The 17,372-nt window shown below is 35.3% G+C and carries 20 protein-coding genes; 14 read left to right on the top strand and 6 right to left on the bottom strand.

What is annotated here, in order from left to right:
* Window positions 1–15 precede the first annotated feature (15 nt).
* The 5 genes from AAA926_RS07990 (at window position 16) to AAA926_RS07970 (ending at window position 3,646) form a co-directional block, all read left to right on the top strand.
* Window positions 16–339, top strand: a complete 324-nt coding sequence (locus tag AAA926_RS07990; protein ID WP_338207070.1) for a PadR family transcriptional regulator — start codon at window positions 16–18, stop codon at window positions 337–339.
* Entirely contained in the window at window positions 323–967 is a 645-nt protein-coding gene (locus AAA926_RS07985; RefSeq protein WP_338212283.1) for a DUF1700 domain-containing protein, read from the top strand. The genes AAA926_RS07990 and AAA926_RS07985 overlap by 17 nt, the downstream gene beginning before the upstream one ends.
* Before the next feature lie 2 nt (window positions 968–969).
* Window positions 970–1,779 (top strand): DUF4097 family beta strand repeat-containing protein, encoded by an 810-nt coding sequence (locus AAA926_RS07980; protein ID WP_338212282.1) that lies wholly within the window; start codon window positions 970–972, stop codon window positions 1,777–1,779.
* Between the two features lie 87 nt (window positions 1,780–1,866).
* The gene (locus AAA926_RS07975) at window positions 1,867–2,757 is read left to right on the top strand and encodes a DUF4097 family beta strand repeat-containing protein (RefSeq protein ID WP_338212281.1); all 891 of its coding nucleotides are present in this window, start codon (window positions 1,867–1,869) and stop codon (window positions 2,755–2,757) included.
* Between the two features lie 160 nt (window positions 2,758–2,917).
* The gene (locus tag AAA926_RS07970) at window positions 2,918–3,646 is read left to right on the top strand and encodes a DUF4097 family beta strand repeat-containing protein (protein WP_338212280.1); all 729 of its coding nucleotides are present in this window, start codon (window positions 2,918–2,920) and stop codon (window positions 3,644–3,646) included.
* A gap of 54 nt (window positions 3,647–3,700) precedes the next feature.
* On the opposite strand, the gene AAA926_RS07965 is transcribed toward AAA926_RS07970, so the two are convergent.
* Together AAA926_RS07965 and deoC are read right to left on the bottom strand one after the other, a co-directional pair.
* Window positions 3,701–4,420: a GntR family transcriptional regulator gene (locus AAA926_RS07965; RefSeq protein WP_198180134.1), complete on the bottom strand. Its 720-nt coding sequence runs from the start codon at window positions 4,418–4,420 to the stop codon at window positions 3,701–3,703.
* Window positions 4,421–4,534: 114 nt separating this feature from the next.
* The gene (gene deoC, locus AAA926_RS07960; RefSeq protein ID WP_338212279.1) at window positions 4,535–5,242 is read right to left on the bottom strand and encodes a deoxyribose-phosphate aldolase; all 708 of its coding nucleotides are present in this window, start codon (window positions 5,240–5,242) and stop codon (window positions 4,535–4,537) included.
* Window positions 5,243–5,403: 161 nt separating this feature from the next.
* On the opposite strand from deoC, the gene AAA926_RS07955 reads away from it, so the two are divergent.
* From AAA926_RS07955 to AAA926_RS07915, 9 genes are all read left to right on the top strand, one after another.
* Complete coding sequence (locus AAA926_RS07955) at window positions 5,404–5,817, top strand: PTS sugar transporter subunit IIA (protein WP_198180130.1); 414 nt, start codon at window positions 5,404–5,406, stop codon at window positions 5,815–5,817.
* Between the two features lie 24 nt (window positions 5,818–5,841).
* On the top strand, window positions 5,842–6,336 hold the full coding sequence (locus tag AAA926_RS07950; protein WP_198180128.1) for a PTS sugar transporter subunit IIB: 495 nt from the start codon (window positions 5,842–5,844) through the stop codon (window positions 6,334–6,336).
* An 18-nt stretch (window positions 6,337–6,354) separates the two neighbouring features.
* The gene (locus tag AAA926_RS07945) at window positions 6,355–7,200 is read left to right on the top strand and encodes a PTS mannose/fructose/sorbose/N-acetylgalactosamine transporter subunit IIC (protein ID WP_198180126.1); all 846 of its coding nucleotides are present in this window, start codon (window positions 6,355–6,357) and stop codon (window positions 7,198–7,200) included.
* 15 nt (window positions 7,201–7,215) lie between these two features.
* Window positions 7,216–8,052 carry a PTS system mannose/fructose/sorbose family transporter subunit IID gene (locus tag AAA926_RS07940; RefSeq protein WP_198180124.1) on the top strand — a complete coding sequence of 279 codons (837 nt, stop codon included), beginning with the start codon at window positions 7,216–7,218 and terminating at the stop codon, window positions 8,050–8,052.
* A 216-nt stretch (window positions 8,053–8,268) separates the two neighbouring features.
* On the top strand, window positions 8,269–9,033 hold the full coding sequence (locus AAA926_RS07935) for a lysophospholipid acyltransferase family protein (protein WP_198180122.1): 765 nt from the start codon (window positions 8,269–8,271) through the stop codon (window positions 9,031–9,033).
* Between the two features lie 10 nt (window positions 9,034–9,043).
* Window positions 9,044–9,883 carry a glycosyltransferase family 8 protein gene (locus AAA926_RS07930; protein WP_338207063.1) on the top strand — a complete coding sequence of 280 codons (840 nt, stop codon included), beginning with the start codon at window positions 9,044–9,046 and terminating at the stop codon, window positions 9,881–9,883.
* A gap of 20 nt (window positions 9,884–9,903) precedes the next feature.
* A complete protein-coding gene (locus tag AAA926_RS07925; protein WP_338212278.1) occupies window positions 9,904–10,851 on the top strand; it encodes a glycosyltransferase family 8 protein in 948 nt (315 codons plus the stop codon).
* Window positions 10,848–11,735 carry a lysophospholipid acyltransferase family protein gene (locus AAA926_RS07920; RefSeq protein ID WP_338212277.1) on the top strand — a complete coding sequence of 296 codons (888 nt, stop codon included), beginning with the start codon at window positions 10,848–10,850 and terminating at the stop codon, window positions 11,733–11,735. Before AAA926_RS07925 ends, AAA926_RS07920 begins: the two co-directional genes overlap by 4 nt.
* Before the next feature lie 69 nt (window positions 11,736–11,804).
* Window positions 11,805–12,035, top strand: a complete 231-nt coding sequence (locus tag AAA926_RS07915) for a cytochrome b5 domain-containing protein (RefSeq protein WP_045927361.1) — start codon at window positions 11,805–11,807, stop codon at window positions 12,033–12,035.
* A 61-nt stretch (window positions 12,036–12,096) separates the two neighbouring features.
* Here the strand turns inward: AAA926_RS07915 and AAA926_RS07910 are convergent, their stop codons facing one another.
* From AAA926_RS07910 to AAA926_RS07895, 4 genes are read right to left on the bottom strand one after another with little or no spacing between them, the layout of a single operon-like run.
* Window positions 12,097–13,560 carry a glycoside hydrolase family 1 protein gene (locus AAA926_RS07910; protein ID WP_338212276.1) on the bottom strand — a complete coding sequence of 488 codons (1,464 nt, stop codon included), beginning with the start codon at window positions 13,558–13,560 and terminating at the stop codon, window positions 12,097–12,099.
* Window positions 13,550–14,464, bottom strand: a complete 915-nt coding sequence (locus AAA926_RS07905; protein WP_338212275.1) for an ROK family protein — start codon at window positions 14,462–14,464, stop codon at window positions 13,550–13,552. Before AAA926_RS07905 ends, AAA926_RS07910 begins: the two co-directional genes overlap by 11 nt.
* Window positions 14,465–14,486: 22 nt before the next feature.
* Window positions 14,487–16,055, bottom strand: a complete 1,569-nt coding sequence (locus AAA926_RS07900; RefSeq protein ID WP_338212274.1) for an alpha-L-rhamnosidase-related protein — start codon at window positions 16,053–16,055, stop codon at window positions 14,487–14,489.
* A gap of 18 nt (window positions 16,056–16,073) precedes the next feature.
* Window positions 16,074–17,261 (bottom strand): MFS transporter, encoded by a 1,188-nt coding sequence (locus tag AAA926_RS07895; protein ID WP_338212349.1) that lies wholly within the window; start codon window positions 17,259–17,261, stop codon window positions 16,074–16,076.
* Window positions 17,262–17,372: the final 111 nt, after the last annotated feature.

Below are 17,372 nucleotides of genomic sequence, written 5' to 3'. Positions count from 1 at the left end.
TAGGGGAGGCAAAGCATGGCAATCCAAATACCAACTCGTTTGTTAGACGGTGCGGTTTTAGCTTTTCTAAAGCAAGAAGATCTGTATGGCTACGCTTTGACACAAAATGTGCAAAAGATTTTTTCTATCTCCGAGTCAACTATCTATCCTGTTTTACGCAGATTAAAAAAGAATAACTGCTTAACAACTTATGATGAGCCTTATCAAGGACGTAACCGGCGCTATTATCACATTACTGATGAAGGGCTGACGCTGCTAAATACAATTCAAGATGAATGGCAAGATTTTAGTGCAAGAGTTAATCAAGTATTAGGAGGGCAAAATGACCAAAGTAATTGATGATTATATTTCCGAACTAGAACAAAACTTAGCTGATTTGCCTGAAAAAGATCGTGAAGATGTTGTCGAATTTTACCACGAATTTTTGTTAGATGGTGATTTTGTCAGACGTTCTACCATCAAAGCTGAACTAGGAACACCCAAACAATTAGCAATCAATATTTTAGCCGATTATTCAAGCAAAGATGATTCTGTTTCTCCAAGAAAGGAGACTCCGAAGTCAAACCTAAAGGCCAGCTGGTACATTTTATTGGGCATTTGTGCTGCTCCAATTGGCATCCCACTCGTTTTAGCAATTTTATTCGTGCTCTTCTTTATACTCGCAGTTTTCTTTGGCTTATTTTTTACTATAATAGCCTTTTTGTTTAAATTCTTTGTCGGTGGTGGCTTAAACTTTCTTAAGTCATTAACCCTGCTATTCACTCACAACTGGCCAGTCGGCTGTCTTTATTTGGGTAAATCCTTAATTTGCATTGGCATTATTCTTTTATTACTCCCATTTATTATCAAATTAGGCAAAATTTTAATTGCCAAGTGTACCCAGTTTATGCGTAACCTTGGTAAAAATATTTTAAAGAAAAATTATTTTCAAACTAATACCGGAAAAAATACAGATAGGGAAAAATAAAAATGAAAAAGTTTTATAAAATTTGTGGGCTAATCTTTGGACTGGTAGTGCTTATTGGGCTGATTCTACTAGTCGTATTTAGATTAAACGATAACCCCTCACATGATTATAATGGTAAACATACTCATTATAATGAAAGCAAGACTTTTTACGTGAACAAGTTCGACAATATTAAGTTAGCCTGTTACAGACCCGATATCCGAATTTCACTTAAGGATATTAACAAGTTTAAAGTGGTTGTCAGAGGAGGGCACGGAGCAAACATCAAAAAAATAAAAACTAAAGTTGATCATAATACGCTCACTATTTCGGATCAGCCTGAACATGATTATAACGATGGTTATTATAGCGTTGATGTTTATGTTCCTGCTAAAAGCGCCATAAAAAAGATAACTGGTTTTTGTGCAGAAGGCGATTTCTATATCAATAGTTTAAACGTTCCCCGCATCAATTTGACAATAGAAGATGGCGACGTTTTGATTAATAAGCTTACTGCGAAAAACCTTGACCTAAATTCAAATGACGGTGACCTCAAAGTAAACCAGTCGACTTTTTCACGTAGTTCACTAAAACTAAATGATGGCGATGTTAAGATTAGTGACTCTCAAATACTAAATAACAGCTCAATTATATTGAATGACGGCGACTTTTCAATGTCAAACGCCCCTAAGATCAACTATGTACTAACAAATCACTCAGATGATAAAATCAAGTTTAAAGGTTCTTACCATTCCAACCATTTTGCAAAAAAAGTTAAAAACAAACCCGTACTAAAAGTTACCAGTATGGATGGCGATATTCTAATTAACTAGTGGGCAAGTAAATTTTACTTAGATGTTTTCTTGGTTAGTAACACCCATTTTAAAATTAAAAACTTATCTAAAATAAGGAGAATCAAAATGAAAAAGTTTTACCTAATCAGTATTGCCATCATTACTATCGGTATAATTTTGCTTGGTATTGGTGAAACAAACGGCGGCAGAGAAGATATCAATAATATCCATTCAGGCATAACAACCAATATTGAAAACTTTTTTAATCGTAATCAAACTCATGCAGACTCACATCATGTACCAGCAAAATCCCGTACCTTCAATGTAGGCAAATTCTCTAAAATTAATATTGACGCTGAAGAACCCAACATCCAAATTGCTAAAGGAGACAACTTCCAAGTTAAAGTTAGTGGTCCTAATGTAAAAAAGATCAGTGCCAAGGTTCATGATGAGAAACTGACCATTTCAGACAATGGTGCTTATGAAGACGGGACTTATCAGGTAATTGTCACTGTTCCAGAAGCAGACTCGCTAAAAGAAATAACTGGATCATCTTCTGAAGGCAATGTTCATTTAGCTGATTTGACAGTTGCTGACCTCGACTTGCAGGTTGAAGACGGTAATGTCAGTGCTGAAAACGTTACAACTCACAAAGCCAATTTTGACCTGGTAAACGGTGACTTAAAAATTACTAATTCAACTTTAACAAGTGGTATCTTGAACTTGAGTGAAGGTGATTTAACTGTTACAAATAGTCAATTTAAAATTAAGGCAACTTTGGATGACGGTGATGTCAGAGTCAATGATTCAAAATTACTGGCTGACAGTTCCTTTAATTTGAGTGAAGGCGATTTCCAAATGAGCAGGTCTCCCAAGATCAGTTACCAGCTTTCAACCGCTTCAGATGATGATCTTGTCTTTCATGGCAATAATCATCGCAAACACTTTTCTAAAAAATTAAAGGGTTTGCCTTTGCTTAAAGTTACAAGCGGGGATGGGGATATAGTTATTAATTAAAAATTCCAAAAGACTTGATTCGAGAAGCCATTGTCACATTAAAATAAATATAAGAATAAAAAAGGCATTATTCTTTTATTCCCATATTGTCTAAATCAAGTTGTGGTGCTAATATTTACTAAATATAATATTAGATCTAGATTAAAGAAAGAAAATTACAATGAAAATTCATTTTAATGGGTCGCTTGACTTTCAAAATAAACCGGATCCTGAACCACATGAAATTGACCTATCTTCATTTACCAACATCACAACGGATCTTTATGCCTTTAGCATTGATATTCATTCTGGAACAAATTATCATGTAACAATTTGTGGTAATGACAAAGACTATGTAACTGCTGAAGTTAAAGAGCAAACTTTATTTATTCGTGAAAAAGGACATAATTCTCATAGTTTTACTTTTGATACTTCTTTCAAAATAAATAAAATAATAGTTACTGTTCCAGAGGATGCACCGCTTAACACACTGCAAGCAAACGAACATGCTGGAAGCGTTTTTTTATCTGACCTTAATCTGCGACAGTTTAAATTAAAAAATGAAGCCGGTTCAACTAAATTGCTCAACGTTACTATAACTGAAGATGCAAAACTTAATTTAGAAGCAGGCAGTTTGTCAATCAGCCACTGCAATATAAACCTAAAAGCAAAACTTTCTGCTGGTTCGGTTAAAATTGATAATTTGCAAGGAAAAAGTCAATTCATACTCTCTAGCGGATCATTTAAAATGAATGACAACAATAATACTAAGACTGGTTATGATTTATCTGCTAATATCGGGACAATATATTTTCATGGTAATAGAGAAGGCCAGAGCTTTTATTGCCCAGGGGATGAGCAAAACCAAGTGACTGTTCAATGCGAAGTGGGCTCAATCAAAATTATATAAAAAAGTCTTACCCTAACCTATTCAGGCAAAGGTAAGACTTTTTTGATACCAAAATTAGCGCTGGACATCAATGACAAACGAATTAATATCTCCGCGGTATTCCGCAATCGAATATTCAATAGGTCGTTCATCGGCAGTTAGGCCTTGAGTATGAAAGTAAAAGATCGGCTTGTTAACTGCAATGTTAAGCAAGTTAGCAGTAGTTTCATCTGCTTGCATTACTTCCAGCTTTCTAATTACCCGTGTGACTTTTAAATGGTATTTTTCTAGAGTACTATATAAAGAATCCTGGGCAAAATTATAATTGATTAATTCCGGTATCCGCTGCTTGGGCACATAGGTTGCAACCAAAACAATCGGTTGGTCATTAGCATAGCGCAATCGTACCAACTTAAAGACCGGTGCTTTTTCAGGCAACTTTAAATTCTTGCTCACTTCAGGCGTGGCTTTTTCTTCATCAAAATAAAGCAAATTAGTTTTAGGGTATATTCCCTTGGCACTCATTTCTTCGCTATAGCTTTCAATCAAATGAGTGAATTCCTGCTCAATTTTAACCTTTTTAACTAATGTCCCTCGTTTACGTCGACGTTCCAGATAGCCTTGATTAACTAACAATGAGATTGCTTGTCGCATTGTTGGCCTGCTCACTTGATATTTATCCGCTAATTCAGTTTCTGCTGGAATAATAGTATTTTGCGGATAAAAACCAGTTTGTATTTTATTCAAAAGATCACTGGCAATTACTTGGTATTTAGGGAGTTCTTTTTCTGCCAATTAACCCCACCACTTTCATTCTGTTAATTATACCATTATAAAAATACTATACCATGCAAAAAATCAGTGTAAAGATCTGCATTTTACTACTTTACACTGACTTTTTATTTACGCTTAAATTTCAATTGCACTGATACCGTCTTTTTCAAACCTTTGCTTGAGGGTTTCAATGATTTTGACGCCAGAGCTTGTGCCTATCCGTTCGGCCCCAGCTGCAATCATTGCCAGGAAATCATCAGTATTGCGAATTCCTCCTGCTGCTTTGACTTTAACATCAGGGCCAACATTTTCCTTCATCAGCTTAACATCTTCTACTTTTGCACCAGCAATACCAAAGCCAGTTGAAGTCTTGACAAAATCGGGTTTTACCTTTTTAGCAATCAAGGCTAGCTGCTTAATTTCAGCTTTAGTTAAGTAGCAGGTCTCAAAAATAACCTTACATGGTACATCGTGATCATGGCAAAGCTTAACCATTTGAGTCATTTCATCTTCAATATAAGACCAATTATGAGCCCGCACTTGCGTTAAGTTAACAACATAATCAATCTCATTAGCACCATTTTGTAACGCATCTTTAGTTTCTGCCAATTTGCAGGCTACCGTTGTTTGACCCAAAGGGAAACTAATTGCAGCTCCGGTATCAATATCAGTCCCCTTTAACTGTTGGGCGCAAAATTCTGACTGGACCTCATTAATTGCTACCATCTTGAAATGATATTTTTTAGCTTCATCGCACAACTTTTTCATGTCGTCTGCAGTAGCATCCGCATGTAAGTTAGTATGATCAATTAATCGTGCAAAGTCATCTATTGTATATTTCATTGTTATTCTCCTTTTTGTAATTACATAAACTGATTTTAACCACAGAAATTTATAATGTCAACCGCCTGATTTTTTTATAAAAAATAGTGTTTGACTTATATAAAGCGATTACATATAATTGTGTTGTAAATTAATATGTATTTACAAAAGGAGTGATTTTAGTGAAAATATTATTAACTTCACATGGACATCTAGCACAAGGCATCGCTTCTGGTTTTGAATTTATTGCCGGCAAATCAGACCATATCATGACACTTGAATTAGATGAAAGAGGAATTGGCTCATACCGTGATCGTCTGCAAGAGCTGCTTGACAATGAAACAGAGTTAGTCTTAATTCTGGCAGATTTAAAAGGTGGAACTCCATACAATGAATCCTTTAAGTACTACTTAGCTCATACAGAAAGAATACGAGTAGTCAGTGGGTTAAATTTACCAATGCTTTTAGAACTTATCCCTCAGCTTTCTGACAACACAACGCTTGATGAAGCCGTGCAGACAGTTTTGCAGGCAGGAACCAATGGCATTGAAGTTGCTCAAGACCAGCAAGATGATGATGACGAGATTGAATTTTAAGTAAACAAGAAAGGTGTTTTAATAATGAGTATTTCAGTAGTAAGAATTGATGATCGGGTAATTCACGGTCAAACTATGACCCGGTGGACAAAGGCACGTCCAGTGAATGGCATCTTAGTTGTCGGTGATAATATTGCCCACGACAAGTTGCGCCGCAAGGTCTTAAAAGCAGCTGCTAACGATTTAAAAGTTGGCATTTACACGGTTGCTGAGGCTGGCGACAAAATTAAAAAAGGAATTGAGTCTAAGAAGAAATTTTTCTTAATCAGTGACTCTCCCAAGACTTTTGCCCAAATGGCAGACATGGGAATTGATTTTGGCAAAGTATTAAATGTTGGTCCGATGAATACCCGTCCAGGAACTAAGGTGCTCGGACGAACCGTAGCTATTGATCAAGATGACTATAACGCTTTTGAAGATATTGCCAAGCATGGCATTGATATTCAATTTCAGCTATTACCTGATGATGAAATTAAGCCTTGGTCAACCATGAAAAAGAAATATGATTCTATGTCCTAATTTTTGGAGGCAATAAAAATGAATAATTTATTTTTTCCCGCACTTTTAACAGGAATTTTCTGTTACCTGGGAGCGATTGAAACACCTTGGCTATTTGGTATGTCCGGAGGTTTCTACATTGTTGGTAGGCCCTTGGTAGCCGGTTTACTAGTCGGCCTGGCCTTTGGTGACATTAAAAATGGTATTTTGTGCGGCTTAGCTGTCCAAGCGGTTTTCATTGCCAACCTGTCAACTGGAGGCGCTACTAACAGTGAAATTACTTATGCAGCTTATGGTGGCATTGGCTTAGCCATGGCGACTACTAAAAATCCTGCAATCGCTGTTACCTTAGCCATTCTTATTGGTCAGACATTTGGCTTAATTTTTTATAACGGCAGAATGGCCCTCTACTCTTTCTGGAATACCCGCGCAGAAAACGCTGCTCATAATAATGATGATCGCGGTATTGTTCTGAACCATCTAGTTTATCCACAAATCACTACCTTCCTTTTACGTGCTGTACCAGTTTTTCTGGCAATTTATTATGGCAAGGGTTTAGTCAATTGGTTAATTGACAGCATTCCCGCTATTGTAACCCACATTATTCAGGTTTTGGGCGGTGTTTTACCAGCCTTAGGTATTGCCATGTTAATGAGCATAGTAATCAAAAACAAATCACACTTTATTTTCTTCTTTGTCGGCTTTGTTTTACTTGCTTTTGCCAAATTAAGCATGATTGCAATTGTCTTTATTTCTGCTTTAGTCGCATATCTGTATTACATGTCAACTGGTAAAAGCAGTACTCCGACTGCTACTAGCTCTGCCAATAATGCAGAACAGGCAGTTGATAATGATGACGAATATGAAGATGAAGATCTATTTTAATGAGAGGTGTTAAAGATGGCTACAAAAGAAAATAATACTGAACCACAAAAGCTACTATCAAAGCATGAACTTAATCAAATTTGGTACCGGTGGGGTTTTACACACCTCAGTTCAATGAGTTATGAAAAGTTGCAGGGACATGCTTGGGCATATTCTTATTTACCATTCGCGCGTAAATATTATAAAAATGATCCTGAGAAAAAAAGACGCTTGCTTGAGCGTCATTCCATGTTTTACAATACCGAACCGCAAACAGGTCAAATTATTAATGGTATTGTTGCTTCCCTTGAAGAACAAATTGCTTTGGGTAACGATGTTTCTGAAGAAATGCCCGTTAACATTAAAGCCACTTTAATGGGTCCTTTAGCTGGCATTGGGGATTCAATTATTCAAGGCATTATCGTTCCTATTTTGTTATCAATTGCAATGAGCTTGGCTAAAGGCGGCAGTCCCGTCGGACCATTATTTTACATTATTGCTTATGGCATAATTGGGCCTACAATTTCCTACATTGCTTTTCACAGCGGTTATAAATTAGGTGTTGGCGCAATTGACACTATTGTAGGTGAAAATTCCAAGAGAATTACTGATGCGTTTAATATCTTAGGCGTAATGGTTGTAGGAGCCTTAGCCGCAAATACAATTGTCTTAAAAACTGTGGCTAAAATTCCTTTAGGAGGCAAATCACAGCCTTTACAAACAGTCCTTGACGGTATTTTCCCTGGACTCTTACCATTAGCTATGGTTATTTTAGGCTGGTGGCTTGTTTCCAGTAAACAAATGACAGCTACTAAAGTAATTATCATCATGGTTGTGATCGTAACTATCGGTTGTTTGATTGGGTTATTTTAATAAAAGTTCATTTTTACACTGCTTTTTGGCAGATAATAGAGTACACTTTGATTAGTGTGCTCTTTTTATATATAATATTTAAAATTACAAAAAATATTTTTTTATTTCTATATATGTTGATAGATTAAATGGTAGTTTAAACTGGTTTAGCAATCTTTTTAATCTTGGACAATTCATGATAAAATTACTTAATGGCGTTATTGAAAGAAGGGTTCGATGGGCAAGCGAAAATTCTTCTATCATCATTTAACAGATGATTTGGTAGTTAGCCTGAACCAAGATTATCATTTACCAAATAGTTATGCTATTTTTCCGAAATCATTAGGTGGAAAAGTTTGGTCTAAGATTGTACGTCCTTTAGGACATTTAATTAGTATAGTCTATATTAATTTGATCCTAAGAGTACGAATAGTTGGCAAAGAAAAATTGCAAGCTATAAATGATCAGGGATTTTTTATCTATGGTAATCATACCCAAACTTTTGGCGATGTGGTTTTGCCACTCAGTATTGTTCCTGCAAAAAACTATTACGCTATTGCAGCACAATCCAATTGGGGTATTCCTATTTTAGGAAAACTAGTTTTACCATATTTTGGACTTCCTGTTGGTCAAAACATAGAACAATCTGCCAAATTGATTAAAGCAATCACTGCGGTTATTAAAGCCAAAAAGGTAGTTGTCATTTATCCTGAATCACATGTTTGGCCTTATTACACTAAAATCAGGCCCTTTCCAGTGAACAGCATGCATTTTCCTGTTGCACTTGATTCTGCTAGCTTTACTATGACTACAACTTATTCTAAGCCCAGATGGGGTAAGAAACCGCAGATAACTGTCTATATCGACGGACCCTTCTATCCAGATAAACGTCTTACTAAAAAGCAGGCGCAAGAAAAGCTGCATCAGCAGGTTTATCAGACAATGCAAAAACGAGCCTTAACAAGTGATTTCGAATATTGCATGTATCAAAAAATAAATTAAGGAGTTCTCAATGAATATTCTTTTTTGCGGTGATCATAACGCCGAAGATGGCATTCTTATCGCCACTCTTTCTTTATTAAAAAATAGCAGTGCAAAGGAACTCCATATCTATATCCTAACAATGTACACTCAAAGCTATCACAAGAAATTTAAGCCTTTCAGCAAGCATGCCGCCGACTATTTAAAAGAACTTTTGGTAAAACAAAATCCGCACAATACGTTAAAATTAATGGACTGCACGGGACTATTCGTCAGAGAGCCGCTAATAGCTAACATGAGTACCCATTTTACTCCTTATGCTATGCTCAGGCTCTTCGCTGACGAAATACCCCAGTTGCCAAATAAAATACTGTACCTCGACGCTGATGTAATAGTCAGGCGAAGTCTAGTTAGTTTTTACCAACAAGATCTAACTAATTACGAATTTGCTGGTGTTCTTGATTACTGGGGACGGTTCTTTTTCCACAATCTGCACGAGCATAAAGTATTTGACTACATTAATTCCGGCGTCTTGCTGCTTAATCTCCCAGAAATTAGAAAAACTAAATTATTCGCTAGAATCAGGCATCTTCTGCAAACCCGAACCGTATTAATGCCTGATCAAACTGCAATTAACCGTTATGCCAGAAATAAAAAAATTGCCCCGCGTCGTTATAATGAACAGTATAAATTACAGTCGGACACCGTAATTCAGCATTTTACTACCAGTTTCCGTTTCTGGCCCGTTTTTCATACTCTGACTGTTAAGCCGTGGGATGTTAAGCGGGTGCACACAGTATTAAAATTGCACGAATATGATGACATTCTGAATTACTATCTCAATGTGAAAAGCAATTTAGTACAAAAATAATGTTTGGAGAAAATAAATATATGACAATTCCAGTTTTTTATGCAATTAGTGATGATTTTACAAAATACGCAGCAGTTTCACTGAATTCTTTAGTAAAGAATGCTGCTGAGGATAAAGATTATACTATCTATTTTTTAAGTCAGGACTTATCAGCGCAGCACAAACAAGATCTATTAGAAATAGGTTCTTCTAATGTTCATGTTAAATTCTTTAAGATTAACGATGAAATAGTTGCACCAATTCAAAATCGTACCGAAAACTATTTACGGGCTGACTTCTTTACAATGTCAATTTTTTACCGCTTATTTATTCCTGATCTCTTTCCCCAATATGATAAGGCAATTTATATCGACAGTGACACAATCGTAAATGACGATATTGGTAAATTGTATGATACAGAACTTGGCAATAACCTCTTTGCAGCTTGTACAGATTCCTCCATTCAATTTGTAACAAAAATGGTGGCTTATATTAAAGACGTATTAGTTCTTGACCCTAAAAAATACATTAATTCCGGCATGCTGGTTTTAAACTGTAAAGCCTTTCGCGATGAGAATTTTATTGATCATTTCATGCGTTTACTCAGTAAATATCATTTTGACTGTATTGCCCCAGATCAAGATTATTTAAACGAAATTGGCGATAAAAGAATTTTACATTTAGATCCCAAATGGGATGCCATGCCAAATGATAATACTGAGCCTTTAACTAATCCCAGCTTAATTCACTACAACCTTTTCTTTAAACCATGGCATTTTAAAAACGTTCAATATGAAGAATATTTCTGGAAGAGCGCAAAAGAAACCAAATTTTATAATGAATTGCTAGCTGGACTAAATAATTACACTGATAAGCAACGTGATGAAGACCGGCATAAATTAGACCACATGCTGGCTAAAGAAGATAAAACTATTAATGACCCACACAACTGGGCTAATGTGAAAAAGCAAGGACCTGTCAGTTTATGATTATTGGCAACAATCGTGAACAAGTTATTCAAAACATTAAAGAAGCCGTTAATAACGGCAAATGGGATGCTAAAGTCGAAGTCGGTGATCCTGTTCTTTCTATAAAGGAAAGTAAAAAACTAGTCAATGCTTTTTGGCAAGAGCAAAAAACTATTAAGGGAAAAGTTAACAATCGGATTGGTCATTTACTTTTCAATTCTTTGATGCACATTCTCACATCGTCCACGACATTTACCGGTCTGGAAAATTTGGCTAATTTGCCACAAGGCGGAGCAATTATTACTGCTAATCATTTTAATCAAATTGATTCCCTACCTATTAAGCACCTAGCAAATAAAACCCACCATTCTTTAACTATTGCTATTGAAGATACCAACTTAAAATTGCCAGGTATATTATGTTACCTAATGAACTACGTTGGCACAATTCCTTTAATAGAAACTACTAGCTATATCGCTAACGAATTTCCGCGTCACCTGCATGATGCGCTAGAACAAAACAGTTGGGTTTTAATTTATCCTGAACAAGAAATGTGGTGGAATTACCGCAAGCCCCGCGAATTAAAACGAGGCGCCTATTACTTTGCTGCCAAACAAAATGTGCCGGTTATTTCAACTTTTATTGAAATTCAAACAACTGACAAATTAGAAAAGGACCACCCTAATTTTTACCAAACTAAATATGTAGTTCACGTTTTGCCACCTATTTTCCCTGATGTTAAACTGAATGCCAATGAAAATTCCAAGCTAATGATGAAGCGCGATTACCAACAAAAAGTAACAGCCTATGAAAAGGCTTACCAGCGTAAGTTAGATTCAGCTTTTACCCCCTGGGATATTGCTGGCTGGCGTTTTAACTATAAAAAAAATCAAAGTAAAAGTTAGACTTGTTGATTCTTTGAGCTATAATATAGGTGACAATAAGTAAGTGTATTTGGAAAGGGGATATCTCCAATGGAGAAGTTTACAAAAGAATCTTTAGCAAAATATGATGGTAAAAATGGTAATCCAGCTTATGTTGCTATTAAAGGTGTTGTTTATGATGTCACTGGTAATCCACACTGGACTAATGGTGAACACCATGGTAACTTGGCAGGACGCGATTTGACTGTTGCAATAGGACAATCACCTCATGGTGAAAGTGTCTTAGGCAACCTGAAAAAGGTCGGTACCTACGAAGATTAATTAGATAATATAAATAAAAAACAGGCACATCAATGTGATGATATGCCTGTTTTTTTGATAATTAATAGTTTAAGTCTTTTTCTGATAAATTATTGCCGTTACTTTGGATCACCCTCTTGTACCAATAAAATGATTTCTTTTTTAACCTTTTGCATGAGCCACTGCCATCATCATGCAGATCAACATAAATAAGTCCATATCGTTTACTCATTTCTCCTGTTGATGAACTCACTAGATCAATGCAGCCCCAAGGGGTATAACCAATTACTTGAGCACCGTCATAAATAGCACCACTAATTGCTTCAATATGCTTTTTGAGATAATCGATTCTGTAATCGTCATAAATTTTATTTTGGTCAGTTACTTTATCTTTAGCTCCGACACCATTTTCAACGATAAAGAGCGGTTTTTGGTACCGGTCATATAATTTGTCTAAAATTATGCGCAAGCCTATTGGATCTATTTGCCAGCCCCATTGAGTAACAGTTAAAAACGGGTTTTTAACACTTTGAGTTAGATTTCCTGGCACAATTTCTCGCTTGTTAATCTTATCAATAGTATTAGACTGGTAGTAGCTTAAAGAAATAAAATCAACAGTTCCCTCAGCAATTTCTTTAAATTCGGCTTTTGTCCAGTCAATACTTTTCTCTGTCAAACCATAATCCTGTAAAAACCTGTGCGTATAACTAGGATAATACCCTCTTACCTGAACATCTGAACAAAAGAAATTAAAGTCTTGCTCTCTGTGTAAAGTTGCCAGCTGATTTTCTGGATTGCAGTCATAAGAATAATTAGCGGTAGAAAGAATCATGCAGCCCATTTTAATTTCTGGAGCCAATTGGTGCGCAAACTTAACTATTCTGGCACTTGCTACAAATTGATTATGCCATGCTTGAAAAACATTCTTAAAGTTTTTAGACCCAGTGCGAGGTATTAGAGCCTGAGAAAGAACTGGAAAATGCAATGCAGAATTAATTTCATTAAATGTAATAAAATACTTTACCTTATTTGCGTACCTGGACAAAATCACCTGTGCAAACTTGACAAAATAGTCAATCATCTTTTTGTTTGCCCAGCTATTTAGCTTCTTAATTAAGTTTAAAGGAACCTCATAATGAGAAAGTGTAATAACCGGCTCAATCTGATATTTTAAACATTCATCTATTAAATTATCATAGAACTGCAGCCCTGCTTTATTAGGTTTTTCTTCATCACCATTAGGAAAAACGCGACTCCATGAAATAGAAAAACGGTAACATCTAAAGCCCATTTCTTTAAATAAACGAATGTCTTCTTGATATCTGTGATAATGGTCAATACCAAAATGATTGGGATATTGATACTTCTTTTCATCTATTTGCCAGTTAAAATCGTTACAATTAACTATTTTTAATCTATCTTTTCCTCCAGGCATTGCATCAACCGTTGAAGGCTTTCTACCGTCCTCTAAATATGCACCTTCAATCTGAGATGCTGCAGTAGCACCGCCCCAAAGAAAGTTGTCAGGAAAGTTGTCATAATTCATTATCTTTATACTCCGTTTGTTGATTCAAAAAATTATATAATCCTCCATATAAGTTAGCATCGCTCAAAAAAGTGGTAGTTACGATTTCCGGTAGTTCGATGTTTTTAGCGATTTTGGGAGATTTTTCAACAGCAGTGAATAATTCCACTTTTATTTGCCTAAGCAAAACTGGCTGATTACTAATACCTCCACCAATTGCTACTCTTTGAATATCAATCACACTATGTATATTTAAGATGGTAGTCGCAATGGCGGCACAATAGTCTTTAAATATTGTCCAAATCGCTGGATCCTCGTTATTGATAGCCTCAAAAACTTTTTTACCATCATCAATATTGGATAAATTTTTATGTTTTGCACATTTTTCAATCATATTTAAAGCAGAACATAACTTACCGACAATATTATTTTGGTCAATAGTTTTTCCTAAAGTGATAAAACTAATTTCTCCAGCCTGATCATGAAAGCCACGCAAAATTTTACCATTTACTATTATTCCGCCACCTACGCCAGTGCCTAGAATAATTACTGCACCATTAGCAATATTATGCATACTACCGCGCCATATTTCAGCTAAAGTTGCAGCTCGACCATCGTTTTCTACTTCAACTGGAACATGATATTTATTTCCTAATATGTGTTTAAAATTAAATTGATCAAGATAGTGTAGCGAGCCCCCGTGATATACAATTCCAGTTTTAGAATCAACTTTACCCGGGACACTGACGGCAATTCCTTTTATATTAACCAAATATTTTTTTACGATCTTATCAATCGTTTTGACAAAATCAGAAATATTATTAGGTGTGCTAGTATAATCTTTTGTTATTAAGTTTCCTGACTTATCAAATAAGCCAAATTTAATATTCGTGCCGCCTATATCTATACTAAGATATTTACACATATTACCTTTCCCATCTTTTATCTTACTTATAATACTTCTTTAACAAGTAAATTGGTGTGCAACTCCATGCATGACAATAACTATTTATTGCTAAATTATTATATGGCGAAAAGTCTAGATCATCCGGCTTAAAGGCTTCCCAAAAAGTATCAGCACCTAAGTCAAGCATACTTCCCCAATATTTTTTAATTAATTTTATAGCCAGCTCATTATTACCCGATTCAAAAAGCGCTGCGGCAATATGATGATACATATATGGTGTAGTAATATCTTTAAACGGATAAAACTTTTTCATACTTGCAGCCATAAGTTGCTGATTTTCTTCATCTGTTAAAATGTGGGCTAACACCATCCAAACTTGGCTTGCTACGTTAATTTCTTTGCTTTTTCCACTAACAAAAAAGCCAGTTTTTTTATCATATAAATTATTAAGAGCAGCTTCTACGATATCTTGTAATTTATTAGTATAGTCTGTCATATCTTCATTAACAACCTGACCCAAAGAAATGAACTGCTTAAGTGCATAAATTAAAATAGCAGTTGCACATGTTGATTTATCAAAGTTATTACCAGAATCAACATATATTGGCCAATCCGATTTTAGCTCAACTAAATTTTGCTTATTTAAGTAAAGCAGTGCTTGTGCCAATTCTCGTTTAGCCGGAAGAAACAAATCTTTTACAGTCTCTTTGTCATGGTATTGTTGATAATAATCATACAAAGTTGAAATGAAAAATAAACCATAATCATATAAGAAAGTATCATCAGGAATAGGTTCTGAACCTGTAAATAAATTGCTGGTAATTCTGCCACTACTGGTCGGCAAAGCTCCAAATAAATATAAACACCGCTTTACTAAGTTCTGATCGTTAAAGGAAGCATAATTTGCTAATGCCTGCAAGCGCAAATCACCTAGCCACAGTCTTCGATCTCTTTTTGGCCCATCTTCAAAAACATCTTGCATACAGTCCTGCAAAGTTTTTGCACTTACTGCAATAATTTTATTTAATTGATCATCATCTGTTTTAAAAGTTGTTACATTGGCTAACGAAACTGCACTCTTAGCTTCAAAAGTGGGATTATGGAATACAACTTTCCATTTAGGCGAAGTATCGATTACTTCTAGTTTGATGTACCTGCATGAATATCTTCTATTTAATTTTAAAACTGTAGGGAGTTGGTCAACATGGACGTAGTCTTCTTGAAGCCAAGACTTACTGAGTGCGCCATCATATGGTTCTGTTATTTTTACAAACTCAACTGGTTGTTCAGCAAAAACCAAATGTAAAAATAAAGGTGCATCCATTGGCGAGCCTACAGAAGAAATTTCGACACTAAAATAGCCCACATGATGATTGCCTAAATCTAAAATAATAGAATCGCCTTTACCCAATTTAATGTGACTAAGGTTCTCCAACTTTTGATTTGAAGCTTTAATGGTTATATCGTCTATTCCCTTGCCTTTAGTAACGGTTACCAGTTTTTGCGGCACCACTGTTTCTGTTAACAAAGGTTTTTGTGCATCTTTAGCTTTTTCCAAAAACTTGTTATTTCTGACAAAATCTATTTTTTTACCTGTTTGAAAATGCATGAAATTACCTCCTTATACTTAATTTACAGTTTTTACTTTTCTAAAAGCTGCTACTAATGTAATTACTGCCAAAATAACTAAAATTATTCCAGCGTTAATAATAGCAAACTTGCCAGTTTTACCAATGAAACTACCGGCATATGGCGAAATGAATGAGCCAAAATTAGATCCAACTAAAGCTAAGGATGTATAAAATGGCGCATTTTGTGGTAAAGCAACTTCACTTATACGGTTAAAAATGTACGGAGTTACATTAGAAGCAGCAAAACCAGTTAAAATATTTAACAAATAAATTATGCCCATTACCTTAGTAAAACCAATCATTATGAAACCTAGTCCTACTAATGCTAAACCGGCTGGTAATAAATATTGCCTTAAATGTTTGTATAAATAGCCAAAACACATTCCACCTAATAATCCGGCTAAATTATGGATACTCCAAGCTGTTGCTGCTTGAGGAGCAGTACCAATTTTGTTTTGAACTAGAAAAGTTGGTAATTTGACTGAAAGAATCATAAAGCAAACCATTGCCATAAACATGAGGAACATTAAAGTAATAAGGAGCCCTTTCCCTGTTTGACTTTGACCTGATTTCTTACCATCTGTTTCAGTATTACTTTCTTCATCTATGTAACCTTCCTTTTCAGGAACAGGTACGAAAATGACAAACAGAATAACGGCTGGAATAAACAATAAATAAACTAAATACGAAGCATGCCAACTAATTTTTAACAATTGTCCAGCAAAATAAGTCATAAGAGAGGTACCGACACCGGCAACGGCTGAACGCCAGCCCATTAGTTTTGCTCGTTCATCACCTTTGAAAAAGGTCCCGATTAAACTAATTGCTAAAGGGTTAGCTAAACCAATACCTATACCCAAAACTGCACGAGAAATTAAAACTACCATGTATGAATTAGAAAAAGCAGGAACAATTGAGCTCACGGCTGCTATTACCATCCCTAACAGAGCTGTTTGCTTTTGCCCTATTTTTTTAACAATTACTCCACTGACTAGTACAAATACTGTTACAAACATTGAGACAATAGTCGTTAACATTTCTACGTTTGTTAGAGAAACATTACTAAAAGTCTTCGCCATGCCTGGTATGGTAGCAGTAATAACACTAGCAGCTTGTTCAACAATATTTAAAAACAATAATGCAATAATCAACATTATTTTTCTTGTTTTACTCAATATCTTCACCTTCCTATAAATATTAATTCTGATCAATCCCAGTGCACTTAGATTCTGCAATAACTATAGTCAAAATTTCACAGAAATATTTGCTCAATATTAATATTTTTTGTATTATAT

It is taken from the genome of Lactobacillus juensis (genome assembly GCF_036246285.1).
GTDB lineage: Bacteria > Bacillota > Bacilli > Lactobacillales > Lactobacillaceae > Lactobacillus > Lactobacillus juensis.
This window is presented reverse-complemented; position numbering and strand designations above follow the sequence as displayed.

Excerpts from the sequence above, each read along its gene's own strand:
- AAA926_RS07990 (WP_338207070.1), top strand. The coding sequence starts at position 16 with ATGGCAATCCAAATACCAACTCGTTTGTTAGACGGTGCGGTTTTAGCT.
- AAA926_RS07985 (WP_338212283.1), top strand. The coding sequence starts at position 323 with ATGACCAAAGTAATTGATGATTATATTTCCGAACTAGAACAAAACTTA.
- AAA926_RS07980 (WP_338212282.1), top strand. The coding sequence starts at position 970 with ATGAAAAAGTTTTATAAAATTTGTGGGCTAATCTTTGGACTGGTAGTG.
- AAA926_RS07975 (WP_338212281.1), top strand. The coding sequence starts at position 1,867 with ATGAAAAAGTTTTACCTAATCAGTATTGCCATCATTACTATCGGTATA.
- AAA926_RS07970 (WP_338212280.1), top strand. The coding sequence starts at position 2,918 with ATGAAAATTCATTTTAATGGGTCGCTTGACTTTCAAAATAAACCGGAT.
- deoC (WP_338212279.1), bottom strand. The coding sequence starts at position 5,242 with ATGAAATATACAATAGATGACTTTGCACGATTAATTGATCATACTAAC.
- AAA926_RS07950 (WP_198180128.1), top strand. The coding sequence starts at position 5,842 with ATGAGTATTTCAGTAGTAAGAATTGATGATCGGGTAATTCACGGTCAA.
- AAA926_RS07945 (WP_198180126.1), top strand. The coding sequence starts at position 6,355 with ATGAATAATTTATTTTTTCCCGCACTTTTAACAGGAATTTTCTGTTAC.
- AAA926_RS07940 (WP_198180124.1), top strand. The coding sequence starts at position 7,216 with ATGGCTACAAAAGAAAATAATACTGAACCACAAAAGCTACTATCAAAG.
- AAA926_RS07935 (WP_198180122.1), top strand. The coding sequence starts at position 8,269 with ATGGGCAAGCGAAAATTCTTCTATCATCATTTAACAGATGATTTGGTA.
- AAA926_RS07930 (WP_338207063.1), top strand. The coding sequence starts at position 9,044 with ATGAATATTCTTTTTTGCGGTGATCATAACGCCGAAGATGGCATTCTT.
- AAA926_RS07925 (WP_338212278.1), top strand. The coding sequence starts at position 9,904 with ATGACAATTCCAGTTTTTTATGCAATTAGTGATGATTTTACAAAATAC.
- AAA926_RS07920 (WP_338212277.1), top strand. The coding sequence starts at position 10,848 with ATGATTATTGGCAACAATCGTGAACAAGTTATTCAAAACATTAAAGAA.
- AAA926_RS07915 (WP_045927361.1), top strand. The coding sequence starts at position 11,805 with ATGGAGAAGTTTACAAAAGAATCTTTAGCAAAATATGATGGTAAAAAT.
- AAA926_RS07910 (WP_338212276.1), bottom strand. The coding sequence starts at position 13,560 with ATGAATTATGACAACTTTCCTGACAACTTTCTTTGGGGCGGTGCTACT.
- AAA926_RS07905 (WP_338212275.1), bottom strand. The coding sequence starts at position 14,464 with ATGTGTAAATATCTTAGTATAGATATAGGCGGCACGAATATTAAATTT.
- AAA926_RS07900 (WP_338212274.1), bottom strand. The coding sequence starts at position 16,055 with ATGCATTTTCAAACAGGTAAAAAAATAGATTTTGTCAGAAATAACAAG.